Source organism: Ruegeria arenilitoris, from assembly GCF_013031355.1.
GTDB classification, from domain to species: domain Bacteria; phylum Pseudomonadota; class Alphaproteobacteria; order Rhodobacterales; family Rhodobacteraceae; genus Ruegeria; species Ruegeria arenilitoris_C.
Window position 1 is genome coordinate 76260 of the sequence record NZ_WPZO01000015.1, and the last position, 14088, is coordinate 90347.

Annotated in this window: 12 protein-coding genes; 10 read left to right on the forward strand and 2 right to left on the reverse strand. The window is 60.7% G+C overall.

The window, feature by feature from the left end; all coding sequences use genetic code 11:
• Positions 1-8: 8 nt before the first annotated feature.
• Positions 9-2462: a GcvT family protein gene (locus GOX63_RS22385; protein ID WP_170328699.1), complete on the reverse strand. Its 2454-nt coding sequence runs from the start codon at positions 2460-2462 to the stop codon at positions 9-11.
• Between the two features lie 277 nt (positions 2463-2739).
• Between GOX63_RS22385 and GOX63_RS22390 the strand changes: the two genes are divergently transcribed.
• The 5 genes from GOX63_RS22390 to GOX63_RS22410 all read left to right on the forward strand — a co-directional run bounded on the left by GOX63_RS22390 (position 2740) and on the right by GOX63_RS22410 (position 7716).
• Complete coding sequence (locus GOX63_RS22390) at positions 2740-3621, forward strand: LysR substrate-binding domain-containing protein (protein ID WP_170328700.1); 882 nt, start codon at positions 2740-2742, stop codon at positions 3619-3621.
• Between the two features lie 187 nt (positions 3622-3808).
• Positions 3809-4360 carry a TetR/AcrR family transcriptional regulator gene (locus GOX63_RS22395; protein WP_170328701.1) on the forward strand — a complete coding sequence of 184 codons (552 nt, stop codon included), beginning with the start codon at positions 3809-3811 and terminating at the stop codon, positions 4358-4360.
• A gap of 28 nt (positions 4361-4388) precedes the next feature.
• Positions 4389-5498, forward strand: coding sequence for a mandelate racemase/muconate lactonizing enzyme family protein (locus tag GOX63_RS22400; protein WP_170328702.1), 1110 nt, complete (start codon positions 4389-4391; stop codon positions 5496-5498).
• 1 nt (position 5499) lies between these two features.
• Positions 5500-6588, forward strand: coding sequence for an alcohol dehydrogenase family protein (locus tag GOX63_RS22405; protein WP_254436073.1), 1089 nt, complete (start codon positions 5500-5502; stop codon positions 6586-6588).
• A 3-nt stretch (positions 6589-6591) separates the two neighbouring features.
• Positions 6592-7716 (forward strand): mandelate racemase/muconate lactonizing enzyme family protein, encoded by a 1125-nt coding sequence (locus tag GOX63_RS22410; RefSeq protein WP_170328703.1) that lies wholly within the window; start codon positions 6592-6594, stop codon positions 7714-7716.
• A 45-nt stretch (positions 7717-7761) separates the two neighbouring features.
• Here GOX63_RS22410 and GOX63_RS22415 read toward each other — a convergent pair whose 3' ends face one another.
• Positions 7762-8364, reverse strand: coding sequence for a helix-turn-helix domain-containing protein (locus GOX63_RS22415; RefSeq protein WP_170328704.1), 603 nt, complete (start codon positions 8362-8364; stop codon positions 7762-7764).
• A 146-nt stretch (positions 8365-8510) separates the two neighbouring features.
• On the opposite strand from GOX63_RS22415, the gene glyA reads away from it, so the two are divergent.
• The 5 genes from glyA to GOX63_RS22440 all read left to right on the forward strand — a co-directional run bounded on the left by glyA (position 8511) and on the right by GOX63_RS22440 (position 14005).
• Entirely contained in the window at positions 8511-9764 is a 1254-nt protein-coding gene (gene glyA / locus GOX63_RS22420; protein ID WP_170328705.1) for a serine hydroxymethyltransferase, read from the forward strand.
• A gap of 11 nt (positions 9765-9775) precedes the next feature.
• The gene (gene lpdA / locus GOX63_RS22425) at positions 9776-11155 is read left to right on the forward strand and encodes a dihydrolipoyl dehydrogenase (RefSeq protein WP_170328706.1); all 1380 of its coding nucleotides are present in this window, start codon (positions 9776-9778) and stop codon (positions 11153-11155) included.
• Between the two features lie 14 nt (positions 11156-11169).
• Positions 11170-12111, forward strand: a complete 942-nt coding sequence (lipA, locus tag GOX63_RS22430; protein ID WP_170328707.1) for a lipoyl synthase — start codon at positions 11170-11172, stop codon at positions 12109-12111.
• Between the two features lie 24 nt (positions 12112-12135).
• Positions 12136-13506, forward strand: a complete 1371-nt coding sequence (locus GOX63_RS22435; protein WP_170328708.1) for an alanine/glycine:cation symporter family protein — start codon at positions 12136-12138, stop codon at positions 13504-13506.
• A 76-nt stretch (positions 13507-13582) separates the two neighbouring features.
• The gene (locus tag GOX63_RS22440; protein WP_170328709.1) at positions 13583-14005 is read left to right on the forward strand and encodes a universal stress protein; all 423 of its coding nucleotides are present in this window, start codon (positions 13583-13585) and stop codon (positions 14003-14005) included.
• The last annotated feature ends 83 nt before the right edge of the window (positions 14006-14088 follow it).

Genomic DNA, 14088 nt, shown 5'->3' on the forward strand with positions numbered 1-14088 from the left:
CCTCCGAATCAGGCGCGGGCGCGGGCGCTGGTTGGGTCAACGGCGCAGACATCGATCACCTCGGCGTCACGCATTTCATTGTGCACCAGAACCTGCATTTTTGTGCCAGGTGCGGTCATGTCCTGCGGCACCAACGCCATCGCGATGTCGTGGTTGCAGTAATACGAGAACCCGCCCGAAGTGACGCGACCGATCAGTTTGCCATCGGCATAAACGCCCTCATCGAACATGACCGAGGTATCGCAGAACGGCAGTTTCAGCGTGACCAGAACATTATACCCGCCCGCCTCTTTCTGAGCCAGAAGCGCCGCCTTGCCGATGAAGTCACGTTCGCAAACCTGACCACCGACTTTTTCGGTCATGGCCACAAAGCGGCCCAGATCGGCCTCGTACGGGGTCATGTCCTTGCAAATCTCGCGGTTGATGGCGCGATAGGATTTCTCAAGCCGCATGGATTCAAGCGCCTCAAGCCCAAACGGTTTCACGCCTGCTTTCAGCAACTGATCCACAATGTGACGGTTGTAGCCAACCGGGTGGTGCAGTTCCCAGCCCAGTTCACCGGTATAAGACACGCGCAGCAGGTGCACACCTTTGGCATAGCCCACTTCGCCCATCTGCGCGGAAAGCCACGGGAAGGCTTTGTTCGACAGATCGTTGTCCGTCAGCTTCGACAGGATCTCGCGCGAGTTCGGACCGGCCAGGGCGATCACGCCCAGCTGTTCCGAGATATCCTCCATGATGACCGAGCCGTCCTTGGGCAGCAGGCGCTGCATCTGATCCCAGTTATAGGCGCGCCAGTTCGGGGTCGAGATCAGATAGAAGTCATCCTCGGCATAGCGAACGATGGTGTATTCCGCATCCATGCCGCCCTTGTCGTTCAACATCAGCGACAGGGTCATACGGCCCACCTTGGGCAATTTGTTCGCCATCAGACCGTCCAGCCATTTGGCAGCGCCCGGTCCGCGCACCGTGAACTTGGTCATCGGCGACATTTCAATGAAGCCAGCCTCTTCCCGGGTGCGGCGCACTTCTTCCTGCACCAGCTCCATGTGGTCGGTGCGGCGGAAGCTGTGCTCGGGAATGGCCTCTTCCGGAGACTTGGCGAACCAGCGGGGGAATTCGTAGCCGTTGAAGCTGGTCCAGACCGCGCCTTGCGCTGTCAGCAGATCGTAAGAACCCATGGTTTTCATCGGGCGCGCGTCGGGGAAGTCTTCCCCCGGAACATGCGCGTCCATATGGGTACCCCAGGTTTCGCGCACCTTGTCCATGGTCCAGCGCTTGGAGGCATAGTCCGAGAAGCGGCGTGGATCGAGTTCCGACAAGTCCATGCCCGGATCGCCATTGACGATCCACTTGGCCAGACGGTTGCCCACAGTGCCGCCCCACAGGATGCCACCCGGCATACCTTCGGCCAACCACAGGTTCTCATGCCCCGGCGCGGGGCCGGCCAGAGGCAGCTCGTCCGGGGTCATCTGGAACGGGCCGCGGGTGTTGGCCTTGATGCCGACCTCGCCCAGCGTCGGGACGCGTTCGATGGCGCGCTCCCACTGGGTTTCCACCGCGTCAAAATCTTCGGGCAGCAGGTCGGCGCCAAATTCCGGTGGCACGCGGTCTTCGGCAAACAGTTTGAGGTCTTTGGTGAACTCATAGGGACCGAACTGGATGCCACCGACGTCTTCGCGCAGATAAGCCCCGTAATCCTCGTCGCGCAGGATTGGGAATTCTTTCAGGCCTTGCGCGCGACGCTCTTTCAGCAGCGGCACGGTTTCGGTGGTCCAGTATTGGTGAACGATTGGAATACAGGGCAGGTCCAGCCCCACCCGGCGCGCGTTCTCGCGGGCATAGTTGCCGGTGGCAAAGATCAGGTGTTCACAGGTGATCTCGCCCTGGTTGGTGGTCACCTTCCAGTGGCCATTGTCCAGTTTTTCGTAAGTTTGCGCTTCGGTATTCTGATAAACCTTCGCACCCGCATCCCGCGCCAGCTTGGCCAGCGCCATGGTGATATCAGCCGGGTTCACATAGCCGTCTTCGGTGTGCAGGATGCCGCCACGAATGTCGGGGCTTTGATTCAGCAGAGGGTGGATTTCAGCGATCTCCTCCGGCGTCACCAGTTTGCAAGGCACACCTGCAGCTTCGGCGATCGAAATGTAGGACTGAAACTCATCCCAGCGCTTCTCGGTATTGGCGACGCGCAGCTGGCCCACTTTACGCAGCCCGACCGAGGCACCCATCTTTTCCTCAACCTCGGAATAGATACGGATGGTTTCCATCGTCATCTTCGACACATTGTGCGACCGCACAAAGGTCACCAGCAGACCTGCTGCGTGCCAGGTCGATCCCGAGGTCAGCGTCGTACGCTCCAGCATGACCGCGTCCGAACACCCATGTTCGGTCAGGCCATAAAGGATCGATGCCCCAACGCACCCGCCACCGACAACCACAACTTTTGCATGCGACTTCATTCAATCGACTCCTTAACTTGCGCCGAAAACCGGCAGAAACCCGGACCTTCTGACACGTCGTTGAAGCCGGGTTCGTCCGGGAATGCAGGCAAGCACGTCACCATGTACGACCCTGCTGCCTGAGACAGGCACCTCCCCGAATGCTGAGGGCTAGCATTGCGGTCAGTTGACCAATAGGCAATTGCAAAAAAATTCACTTTGAGTTACCTGAGCTAAACCAAGAACGACATGTTCTTAGGTAAAACACGGAAAATCAACCACTACAGGTCAGAGAACCTTGCCCAAAGGCCCATATGAACTTCCCCCATTTGGTTCATTGATCAGCTTCGAGGCTGCGGCGCGCCATGTCAGTTTCAAAACGGCCGCAGCAGAGCTGAACGTGACCCCTGCGGCAATCAGCCACCAGGTTAAATCACTAGAGCAAGAGCTGAACTGCTCGTTGTTTCGTCGTCACCATCGCGGGGTTGAGTTGACAGAAAGCGGGGCCTACCTGCTGGTCGCCCTGCAGCGCGGGTTAGAAGGTATCAGTGAGGCCTTGCAGCAGCTGCGGTCGCAATATGACAGATCCGGCGTGACGATTCGGTCAAGCACGGCTGTAAGTTCGCTTTGGCTGACGCCGCGACTGGCGCAATTCTGGAAAAGTTACGGCCATATATCGGTGACGCAAGTGGTCACGGACTTGGGGTTCGATACATCGAAATGCGATCTCAGCATTTTCTATGGCGACGCCTCCCAAGAGAAGGCGAACCACCATGTTCTGTTCCGCGACCGCATCATGGCCCTCGGCAGCCCTCGGTTTCTGGAACAGAACCGCATTACTGGCATCCAGGACCTTGCGCGCGTCCCCTTGATTCATCTTGATGCGCCGGGAACGGGGTGGACGGATTGGCGCGAGTGGACCAATCAATTGGGCTACGACGGGCCTTTGAACTCGGCACATCGCGTCAACAATTACACCATTGCCCTGCAGGCCGCTCAGGACGACATGGGGGCCGTGCTGGGATGGGAAGGACTGACGTCCGAGCTTGTCGCATCCGGGAAGCTGGTCAGTCTGCTGCCGCAGGCGATCTCCTCACCGCTGGACTTCTACGTCGCGCTCCACAACACTGCATCTGATCGTGCCAATCTTGTGTTTCAATGGCTGGCTGAAACCACCTGAATTTCCTTGCCTTATTGGTGGCTTAGAGCATTTTTAACGGACCCTTTTTCGACTTCTGCGGAATTTCTGTGCTCAATTGATTCCGAACGATTACTTTGATTGCCGGCCCGGCGTCATGTCGCCACCGCCGTGAAACACGTCGGTTTTGGTGAAGCCCGCGGTAGAGCGATCACTCTACCACTTTTTCATGATCGACATGAAAAACCAGATTGCCGCCCGTCTGCATGGTCAGTTCGAGGAAATGGGGTTTGCCGGACCCGGCGTCGAAGCTCTGCGCGCGGGCGCGGATGTTTCGCTAAGAACCCTCTACAAGTATTTTCCCAGCCGCGAGGCGATGGTGGTCGGCGCGCTGCAGCATCGAGATCGGGCCTATTCAGACTGGATCGGCGAAGGCCCCGAGCACGGCGCGGCGCGTGTTGTCCATGTTCTTCAACGGCTGTCCGACTGGCTGTTCGGGATATCGAACTGCGGTTGCCTGTTTCGCAATGCCTTGTCCGCTTACCCCGATAGTGCCCCGATACGCGCAGCGGTCGAAGCACATAAGTCCGAAGTGCGGGCACAGTTTCGCCGTCGGCTTCTTGATGTCGCTCCGGATTGTGATGCGGACACGTTGGTCGACCAGATGTTTGTTCTGCACGAAGGCCTGACCGAAGCCGCCCGCCTGATAGGTCCGGAACGGGCCAGCCGCCAGACACTCCAGACCGCAGCCCTGATCCTGGCTGCGGCGGGCATTGAATAACCCCTTCAAACCAACAGAAAGCCCCGACATGAAACTGAAGGAAATCCACATCTACTCCCATGACCTGCCGGTCAAGAATGGCCCCTATACGATGGCCAGCGGCGCGGTCTGGGCACTGGACACCACCCTTGTCAAACTGGTGTCGGACACAGGTCATGTTGGTTGGGGCGAGACCTGCCCGGTCGGCCCAACTTATGCCGAGGCTCATGCGGACGGCGCGCGTGCTGCACTGAAGGTGATGGCCGAAGGGCTGATCGGCGCCGAGGCAACACCGGGCACATTGCGCCGCAAGATGGACACTTTGCTGACCGGCCACAATTATGCCAAGGCCGCGCTGGATATCGCTGCCTATGACCTTTTCGGCAAGTCGCTGGGCGTCAATGCCGCTGACCTGTTGGGGGGCGCAGTGACCAACCGAGTGCCGTCGTACTACGCCACCGGCGTCGGCACGCCGGATGACATTGCAAAACTGGCCAAAAAGAAACTGGACGAAGGCTATCCGCGCCTGCAAGTCAAGGTCGGCGGTCGCCCGGTCGAGATCGACATCGAGGTGATCACCAAGGTCTGGGAGGTCGTCAAAGGCTCTGGTATGCGTCTGGCGGTGGATGGCAACCGCGGCTGGACAACCCGCGACGCCCTGCGCGTCAGCCGGGAATTGCCGTATGTGCCCTTCATCATGGAGCAGCCCTGCAACACCGTGCAGGATCTGGAAAAGATCCGCCCGCAGGTCAGCCACGGCATCTACATGGATGAAAACAGCGTCGATCTGAACACGGTTATTTCAGCCGCCGGCACCGGTCTGGTGGATGGATTTGGCATGAAGGTCACGCGCATTGGCGGCCTGACCCATATGCGCGCCTTCCGCGATATCTGCGAGGCGCGCAACCTGCCGCATACCTGCGACGATAGCTGGGGCGGCGACATCATCGCCGCCGCCTGCACCCAGATCGGCGCAACCGTCAAACCTGAACTGTGCGAAGGCGTCTGGCTGGCCGCGCCCTATATCGAAGGCAACTACGACGCCGAAAACGGCATCCAGATTGTGGGCGGCCACATCGAACGCCCAACTGGGCCGGGTCTGGGTGTGACCCCTAACGAGACCCTCTTTGGCGCACCCGTTGCGTCTTTCGGAGGCTGAGATGATCCCCGAAACAATGAAAGCCGTCCTGCTGACAGGCCATGGCGGCATCGACAAACTGGACTATCGCGCCGACGTGCCTACGCCGCAGCCGGGGCCGGGCGAGGTGCTGATCCGCGTCGCCGCAGCGGGTGTGAACAACACCGATATCAACACGCGCATTGGGTGGTATTCCAAGGCCGTAACGGCTGATACCGAAACAGGCGGGGCCGAAGGGTTCGACACGGTTGACGACGATGACGCAAGCTGGTCGGGCGTACCGCTGACCTTCCCGCGCATCCAGGGCGCCGATGTTTGCGGCCATGTCGTCGCTGTTGGCGAGGGCGTGGACCTCGCCCGCATCGGCGAGCGGGTGATCGTGCGCAACATGCTGCGGACCTATGTGGATTACCGCCCCTATGAATGCTGGACCATCGGCAGCGAATGCGACGGCGGGTTCGCTCAATACTGCAAGGCCCCCGCGCAAGAGACCCACGCCGTTGCCTGTGACTGGTCCGATGCCGAACTGGCCGCGATCCCCTGCGCCTATTCCACTGCCGAAGGCATGTTGCACCGCGCAAATGTCGGGGCCGAAACGGTTCTGATCACCGGCGCCTCGGGCGGCGTGGGCTCCGCTGCTGTGCAACTGGCCAAGCGACGCGGTGCCACCGTCATCGCGCTTTGCTCCCCCGCTAAGTTCGAGGCTGTCCGGGCGCTAGGGGCTGACCGTATTCTGGACCGCGATGCCGATCTGGTTGCCGAACTGGGCGCAGGGTCGATTGACGTGGTGGTTGATCTGGTGGCCGGCCCACAATGGCCCAGCCTGCTGGACGTGCTGCGCCGAGGTGGCCGCTATGCCACTGCGGGGGCCATCGCCGGGCCGATCTGCGAGATCGACGTGCGCACGCTCTACCTGAAAGACCTGACACTGTACGGCTGCACGTTCCAGGAAGACATCGTGTTCGAAAACCTCGTGAAATACATCGAGGCCGGCGAAATCCGCCCTGTTGTGGCCAAGACCTACCCGCTGTCCGACATCGCCACCGCGCAAGAGGACTTTCTGGCCAAGAAACACACCGGCCAGCTTGTGCTGATCCCGCCGCAGGAGTGATCGATGAAGATCAGAAAAATAGACCTTTTCGAGCTGCACCTGCCCTATTCCGGCGGCAGTTACGAGCTGTCTGGCGGTCGCGTCTATACCGGGTTTGACAGTGTCATGGTCTGCCTGACCGCCAACGATGGCACCGAAGGCTGGGGCGAAAGCACCCCGTTCGGCCCCAATTACATCGCCGCCCACGCCCGTGGCGCGCGGGCCGGGATCGAAGAGATTGCCCCGCATCTGATCGGTCGCGATCCGCGCGATGTGGATCGGATCAACGACGCGATGGACGAGGCGCTTTTGGGGCACAACCACGCCAAAAACGCCATCGATCTGGCCTGTTGGGACATGTTCGGAAAATCCGTAGGTCTGCCGGTCTACAAACTGTTGGGTGGCAGCACGGGAAACCGGCTTCCGACGATCAGTTCGATCTATGCGGGCACCCCGGAAGACATGCGCGCGCGTGTCGCCGAGCACCGCAAGATGGGCTATATGGGCCATTCCGTGAAAGTCGGGGCACTGGACAGCGAAGGCGGCCCGCAACTGGACGCCGAGCGTATCGCAGCCTCGCTGGCGGATCGTCAGCCGGGCGAATACTTCATCGTCGATGCCAATGGCGGGCTGATCCCCGAGACCGCCTTGCGGATGCTCCGCGCGCTGCCGGACGGGTTGGATTTCGTGCTCGAGGCCCCCTGCGCCACCTGGCGCGAGACCCTTTCGTTGCGCCAGCGATGCAATGTACCGATCATCCTTGATGAGCTGGCGCAGGAAGATGGTGACATCTCGAAACTGGTGGCACTGGACGTGGCGGACGGGATTGGGTTGAAGATATCGAAGGCGGGCGGCCTGACCCACGCACGCCGCCATCGTGATATCTGCCGGGCCGCCGGTCTGACGATCAGCGTACAGGATACCGTCGGCTCCACCCTGTCCGCCGCTTCAATCTTTCACATGGGGGCCACCGTGCCCGAGCGGCTGCTGCGTTGTGTCCTCGACCCGCGGGACATGGTGACGGTTCAAACCGGCAGCTTCGACGCGCCGATCAAGGACGGCGGCGTTGTGCCGCCCGATGCGCCCGGCCTCGGCGTCACCGTCAATCGCGACCTTTTGGGCGACCCGATCGCGACCTGGGAAGCATAACGGGGTCCGGGGCAGTGTATGCCCCGGATTGTCCCTATCCTCGGATTACTCCAACGACACCCAAAGAACTTGCGCGTCCTCCTTGCTGGTCGACACACATCCATGCCCCATGCTGCTGTCGTAATAGAGTGAGTCCCCCGCCTTCATCGGCAGCGGGCGGTAGTGTTCCGAAATAAAGATCAGCTCACCGCTCAGCACATACATGAACTCTTCGCCCGAGTGGCGAATCCACGGGTCGAACTCGGAAATGTCGCGCGCCCGGATCGTCGCCACATAGGGCAGCATCCGCTTGCTGGTCAGGTCCGAACACAGCAGCTCGTGCAGATAGGTTGCGGTTTCGCGAAATTCACCCTGCCCCTTTGGCGTATAATCCCGTCGACCGGTGATACCCGTCTGACCAGATTGCAGAAACAGCTGCGGCGGGTTCAGATCCAGCGCCTGTGTCAGGCGTCGTACGATCTCGAAACTGGGTTTTGTCTGGTTGTTTTCGATCTTGGACAAGGTGGAACGCCCGATTCCCGCCGCGCGTCCGGCCTCTTCCAGCGTCCAGCCTTTTTCCCGCCGCGCATCCCGGATCGAGCGCCCCAAAGCGGCGCCTTCATCCAGTTCCTCAGGTGCTGAGGCTTCGTTCCTTTGGTCTTCGCCCATGAAAATCTCCCTATTCTACCGCAAGTTACACGTTCCCCTATTCGCACGCAACTTTACGAATACGAGATTTTTGTTGATTTAGGGGAACTAATTCCACTATAGGAAACAAATTCTCGAACCGGGGATTCGAAGAGGAGGAGGAGACTATGTTCAAGACGTCGCTGGCCGAGGCCGACCCGAAGATCGCTGCATCGATTGCGCGCGAAGGCACACGTCAGGCCGAACAGATCGAGTTGATCGCATCCGAAAACATCGTCTCTCAGGCCGTGATCGAGGCGCAGGGTTCGGTGCTGACCAACAAGTATGCCGAAGGTTATCCCGGCCGCCGCTACTATGGCGGGTGCGAATATGTGGATGAGGTCGAAGTCGAAGCGATCGAGCGGCTGAAGCAGCTGTTCGGCTGTGAATACGCCAACGTGCAGCCGCATTCGGGCGCGCAGGCAAACGGCGCGGTAAAGCTGGCGCTGCTCAGCCCCGGCGACACGATCCTTGGCATGTCACTGGATGCTGGCGGTCACCTGACCCACGGCGCAAAGCCCGCGCAATCCGGCAAGTGGTTCCGCCCGGTTCAATACGGTCTGACCGAGGCCGGTCTGATCGACTACGATCAAGTTGAGGCGCTGGCCAAAGCCGAAAAGCCCAAGATGATCATTGCCGGCGCATCGGCCTATTCGCAAGAGATCGACTTTGCCCGCTTCCGTGCCATTGCTGATGAAGTTGGCGCCTGGTTGCTGGCCGACATGGCCCATATCGCCGGGCTGGTTGCCACCGGCCTGCACCCCTCGCCCATCGGTCACGCACATGTGGTCACTTCGACCACCCACAAGACCCTGCGCGGACCGCGCGGCGGCATCATCCTGACCAATGACGAGGCGCTGGCCAAAAAGATCAACTCGGCCGTGTTCCCCGGCCTGCAAGGTGGCCCGCTGATGCACGTGATCGCAGGCAAGGCTGTGGCCTTTGGCGAAGCGTTGAAGCCCGAGTTCAAAGACTACATGCAGCGCGTGGTCGACAGTGCGGCGGCTCTGGCCAATGTCATGATGGCGCGCGGTTGTGACATCGTATCCGGCGGAACCGAGAACCACCTGATGCTGGTCGACCTTCGCCCCATCGGCGTGACTGGCAAGGACGCCGAAGCCGCGCTGGAGCGGGCTGGATTCACCTGCAACAAGAACAGCGTACCCGGCGACCCGGAAAAACCCACTATCACCAGCGGCATCCGCCTGGGCACCGCCGCCGGGTGCAGCCGTGGCTTTGGCCCCGAGGAGTTCAAGCAGATCGGCCACCTGATCGGTGACGTTCTGGATGCGCTGGCGCAGTCGCCCAACGGCGATGAGGCCGTCGAAAAAGCGACCCGCGAAAAAGTCCGCGCCCTGTGCGCAAGCCACCCGATCTACTGAAAGACCAAGAAATGACCTACGACCTTATTGTCATTGGCGGCGGCCCGGGCGGCTATGTTGCTGCCATCCGCGCGGCACAACTGGGGCTTAAAGTAGCCTGCGTCGAAGGACGCGGGGCACTGGGTGGAACCTGCCTGAATGTGGGGTGCATTCCCTCCAAAGCGTTGCTGACCTCCTCGGCCAAATATGCCGAACTTGCACATCTCTCCTCCCATGGCATTGCGGTCGAGGGGGCCAGCATCGACGTGCCCGCGATGATGGGCCGTAAGGACAAGATCGTCGGTGACCTGACCAAGGGCATCGCGTTCCTGTTCAAGAAAAACGGCGTGGACCTGATCGAAGGCTGGGCCAGCATTCCTGCCGCCGGTCAGGTCAAGGTGGGTGATGAGGCCTATGAGGCCAGGAACATCCTGATCGCCACCGGCTCGGAACCGACCCCTTTGAACGGGATCGAGATTGACGAGCAGGACATCCTCAGCTCGACCGGTGCGCTTGCCCTGGAAACCGTTCCCGACCATCTGGTCGTCGTCGGCGCCGGTGTGATCGGGCTGGAGCTGGGTCAGGTCTGGGCGCGTCTGGGCGCCAAGGTCACTGTTGTCGAATATCTCGACCGCGTGCTGCCCGGCATCGATGGCGAGATCGCGAAACTGGCACAGCGTGCGCTGTCGAAACGCGGGCTGAAGTTCCAGCTGGGTCGTGCGCTGAAGTCCGTCGAAAAGTCTGACTCAGGGCTGACGCTGACTGTGGATCGGGTCGGCAAAGAAAAGGAAGAAGTGATCGAGGCCGACAAGGTTCTGATCGCCGTCGGCCGCCGCCCTGTGACACGTGGGCTGGGACTGGAAGAATTGGGCGTTACTGTAAGTCAGCGCGGGTTCATCGAAGTCGATGGCACCTTCCAGACCTCTGTTCCGGGCGTGTATGCAATCGGTGACTGCGTTCCCGGTCCGATGCTGGCGCACAAGGCCGAAGAGGACGGCGTGGCCTGTGTCGAGATGCTGGCAGGCCAAGCCGGTCACGTGGACTACAACACCGTTCCGGGCGTGGTATACACCGACCCCGAAGTCGCCTCGGTCGGGTTGACCGAAGAGGCGCTGAAGGAAGCAGGCGCTGAATACTCGGTCGGAAAGTTTGCTTTCATGGCCAACTCGCGCGCCCGCTCGACCGGCGAAACCGATGGCGCGGTCAAGGTTCTGGCTGATCCAAGCGGCAAAATCCTCGGCGCGCATATCTGCGGCGCCCATGGTGGCGATCTGATCGCCGAGCTGGTTCTGGCTATGACCAAAGGCGCCACTGTCGCCGAGGTCGCCGCCACATGTCATGCACACCCGGCCATGGGGGAGGCGGTCAAGGAAGCCTGCCTCGACGCCATGGGCCGCGCGATCCACGCTTAAAAGGGAACCGCCAGATGACCATCCAGCTTCGCCCCCGCCACCCTGAAAAGGCCAAGAAAGCCGACAGTGTCATCCCGCGCAAACCCAAGTGGATTCGCCGCAAAAAGATCGAAAGCGCGGAGTATTACGAAACCCGCCGCCTGATGCGTGACCACGATCTGGCGACGGTGTGCGAAGAGGCCGCCTGCCCCAATATCGGCGAATGCTGGTCCAAGCGTCACGCCACCATGATGATCATGGGCGAGGTCTGCACGCGCGGCTGTTCCTTCTGCAACGTGGCGACCGGGCGACCAGACGCGCTGGATGCGTTCGAACCCGGCCGCGTTGCGGCGGCGGTCAAAAAGCTGGGTCTGCGCCATGTGGTGATCACCTCGGTTGACCGCGATGATCTGACCGATGGCGGGGCCGAGCATATCGCCCAGACCATCCGCGCCGTACGCCATCAGAACCCCGGCACCACGGTCGAAGTTCTGACCCCCGACTTTCTGGGCAAGGGCGATGCGGCAGACGTGGTCTTCGAGGCCGCCCCGGACGTGTTCAACCACAACCTTGAAACCGTCCCGCATCTGTACCCGACAGTCCGCCCCGGCGCGCGCTATTACACCTCGCTGCGGCTTCTGGACGATGCCAAACGCGCCAACCCCGAGATTTTCACCAAATCCGGCCTGATGGTCGGGCTTGGCGAAAGCATGAACGATGTGCGGCAGGTGATGGACGATTTGCGCGCCGCCAATGTCGATTTCCTGACCGTCGGTCAGTACCTGCAGCCAACCCCCAAACACCACCCGATTGACCGGTTCTGGTCACCGGAAGAGTTCGCCCAACTGGAGCAGATCGCACGCTCCAAAGGCTTTCTGCACGTGTCGGCCACACCGCTGACCCGTTCCTCGTTCCACGCGGACGAAGACTTTGCCGCCCTCAAGCAGGCCCGCCAACGGGCCATTGCCGGGGCATAACCAAACGCAAATGGGAGGGATACCATGGAAGCGTTAAATTCAATCGTAGGGGCCATTAATGGCGTCGTGTGGGGGCCGCTGATGCTGGTTCTCATTCTGGGCGTCGGCTTCTTCCTGCAGGTCGGGCTGAAATTCATGCCGATCCTGCGCATTGGCACAGGCTTCAGCCTGCTGTTCAAAGGCCGTGAAGGTCAGGGCGAAGGGCAAATCAGCCCGTTCAACGCGCTGATGACCTCGCTGTCGGCGACCATCGGTACGGGTAACATCGCCGGTGTGGCCACTGCTGTCTTCCTGGGCGGTCCGGGCGCTTTGTTCTGGATGTGGATGACCGCCCTGGTGGGCATGGCCACCAAATATGCCGAAGCTGTCTGCGCGGTGAAGTACCGTGAAAAGGACGAGCTGGGCAACTTCGTCGGCGGCCCGATGTACTACATCAAGAACGGCCTCGGCGCGAAGTGGGCCTGGCTGGGCGTCGCATTTGCCCTGTTCGGCGGCATCGCAGCCTTCGGCATCGGCAACGGTGTTCAAGCCAACGGTGTGGCGCAGGTTCTGGAATCGAATTTCGGCGTGAACACTTCGGTCACCGGTGTTGTACTGATGGTGTTGACCGCAGCCGTGATCCTGGGTGGCATCACCCGTATCGGTGCGGTTGCCGGTAAACTGGTTCCGTTCATGGCCATCGCCTACATCATCGCGGGTCTGCTGGTCCTGATCATCAACATCGGCAACATCGGCCATGCACTGTCGCTGGTCTTTACCCATGCGTTCACCCCGTCTGCCGCCGAAGGTGGTTTCGCGGGTGCAGCCGTCTGGGCCGCCATCCGTTTCGGTGTGGCACGCGGCGTGTTCTCGAACGAAGCCGGTCTGGGCTCGGCCCCGATCGCGCACGCGGCAGCCGAAACCAAAGGTCCGGTCAACCAGGGCCTGATCGCGATGCTGGGTACGTTCATCGACACCATCATCGTCTGCTCAATCACCGGTCTGGCGATCATCGCTTCGGGTGCGTGGACCTCGGGTGAATCCGGTGCGGCGCTGACCTCGCTGGCCTTCGCAACCTCGCTTCCGGGCGGCGGTCACCTGATCGCAATCGCACTGTCGATCTTTGCCTTCACCACCATCCTAGGCTGGTCGTTTTATGGAGAGAAATGCGTCGAGTTCCTGCTGGGCGTCAAATCGCTGATGCCATACCGCATCCTGTGGATCATCGCGATCTACTTCGGCGCAACTGCGGATCTGGGCTTTATCTGGCTGCTGGCGGACACGCTGAACGCCATGATGGCCATCCCGAACCTGATCGCCCTGGCACTGCTGAGCCCGATCGTCTTCAAACTGACGAAAGAGTTCTTCGCCTCGGGCGGCAAATCCGAAGAGCCTGGCGGCTCGCCTGCCGAATAACCTCGGAACGAACAACGGGGGGCCATCCCGGCCCCCCGCCTTTGAAACAGAATTCCATATCTCGAGGAGAGACGTGATGGCCACGAAAATCCTGCTGCCCATTGATCACACCGACGACCGCTCGTGGAAAAATGCCCTGCCAGTCGCGCTGGAACAGGCAAAGTTCTATGGCGCCGAACTGCACGCGGTTGCCGTCATCCCCGAGATCATCCAGCTGCCGAACCTGCCCGCCAACTATGGCGCCGGTGCCAAAGAGCACGTGCGCAATGCTGTTCAGGCCATTCTGGATCATGGCAATGCCTCCGACGTGGCAATCCACATCGAAGAAGGCAGCGTCTACCGCGAAATCCTGAAGCTTGCCTACAAGGACGGCTTCGATCTGATCGTCATGGCATCGACCAAAGGCGATTTCCCGAATTATGAGATTGGCCCGAACCTGGCCCGTGTCGTGCGCAACGCGCATTGCACCGTCATGGTCGTTCGCGACCAGTCCCGCTGATTGAAAGGTTAGAACGATGACCACACCGAAGCGCACGCCATTGCACTCATTGCATGTTGAGTTGGGCGGTAAGATGGTTGATT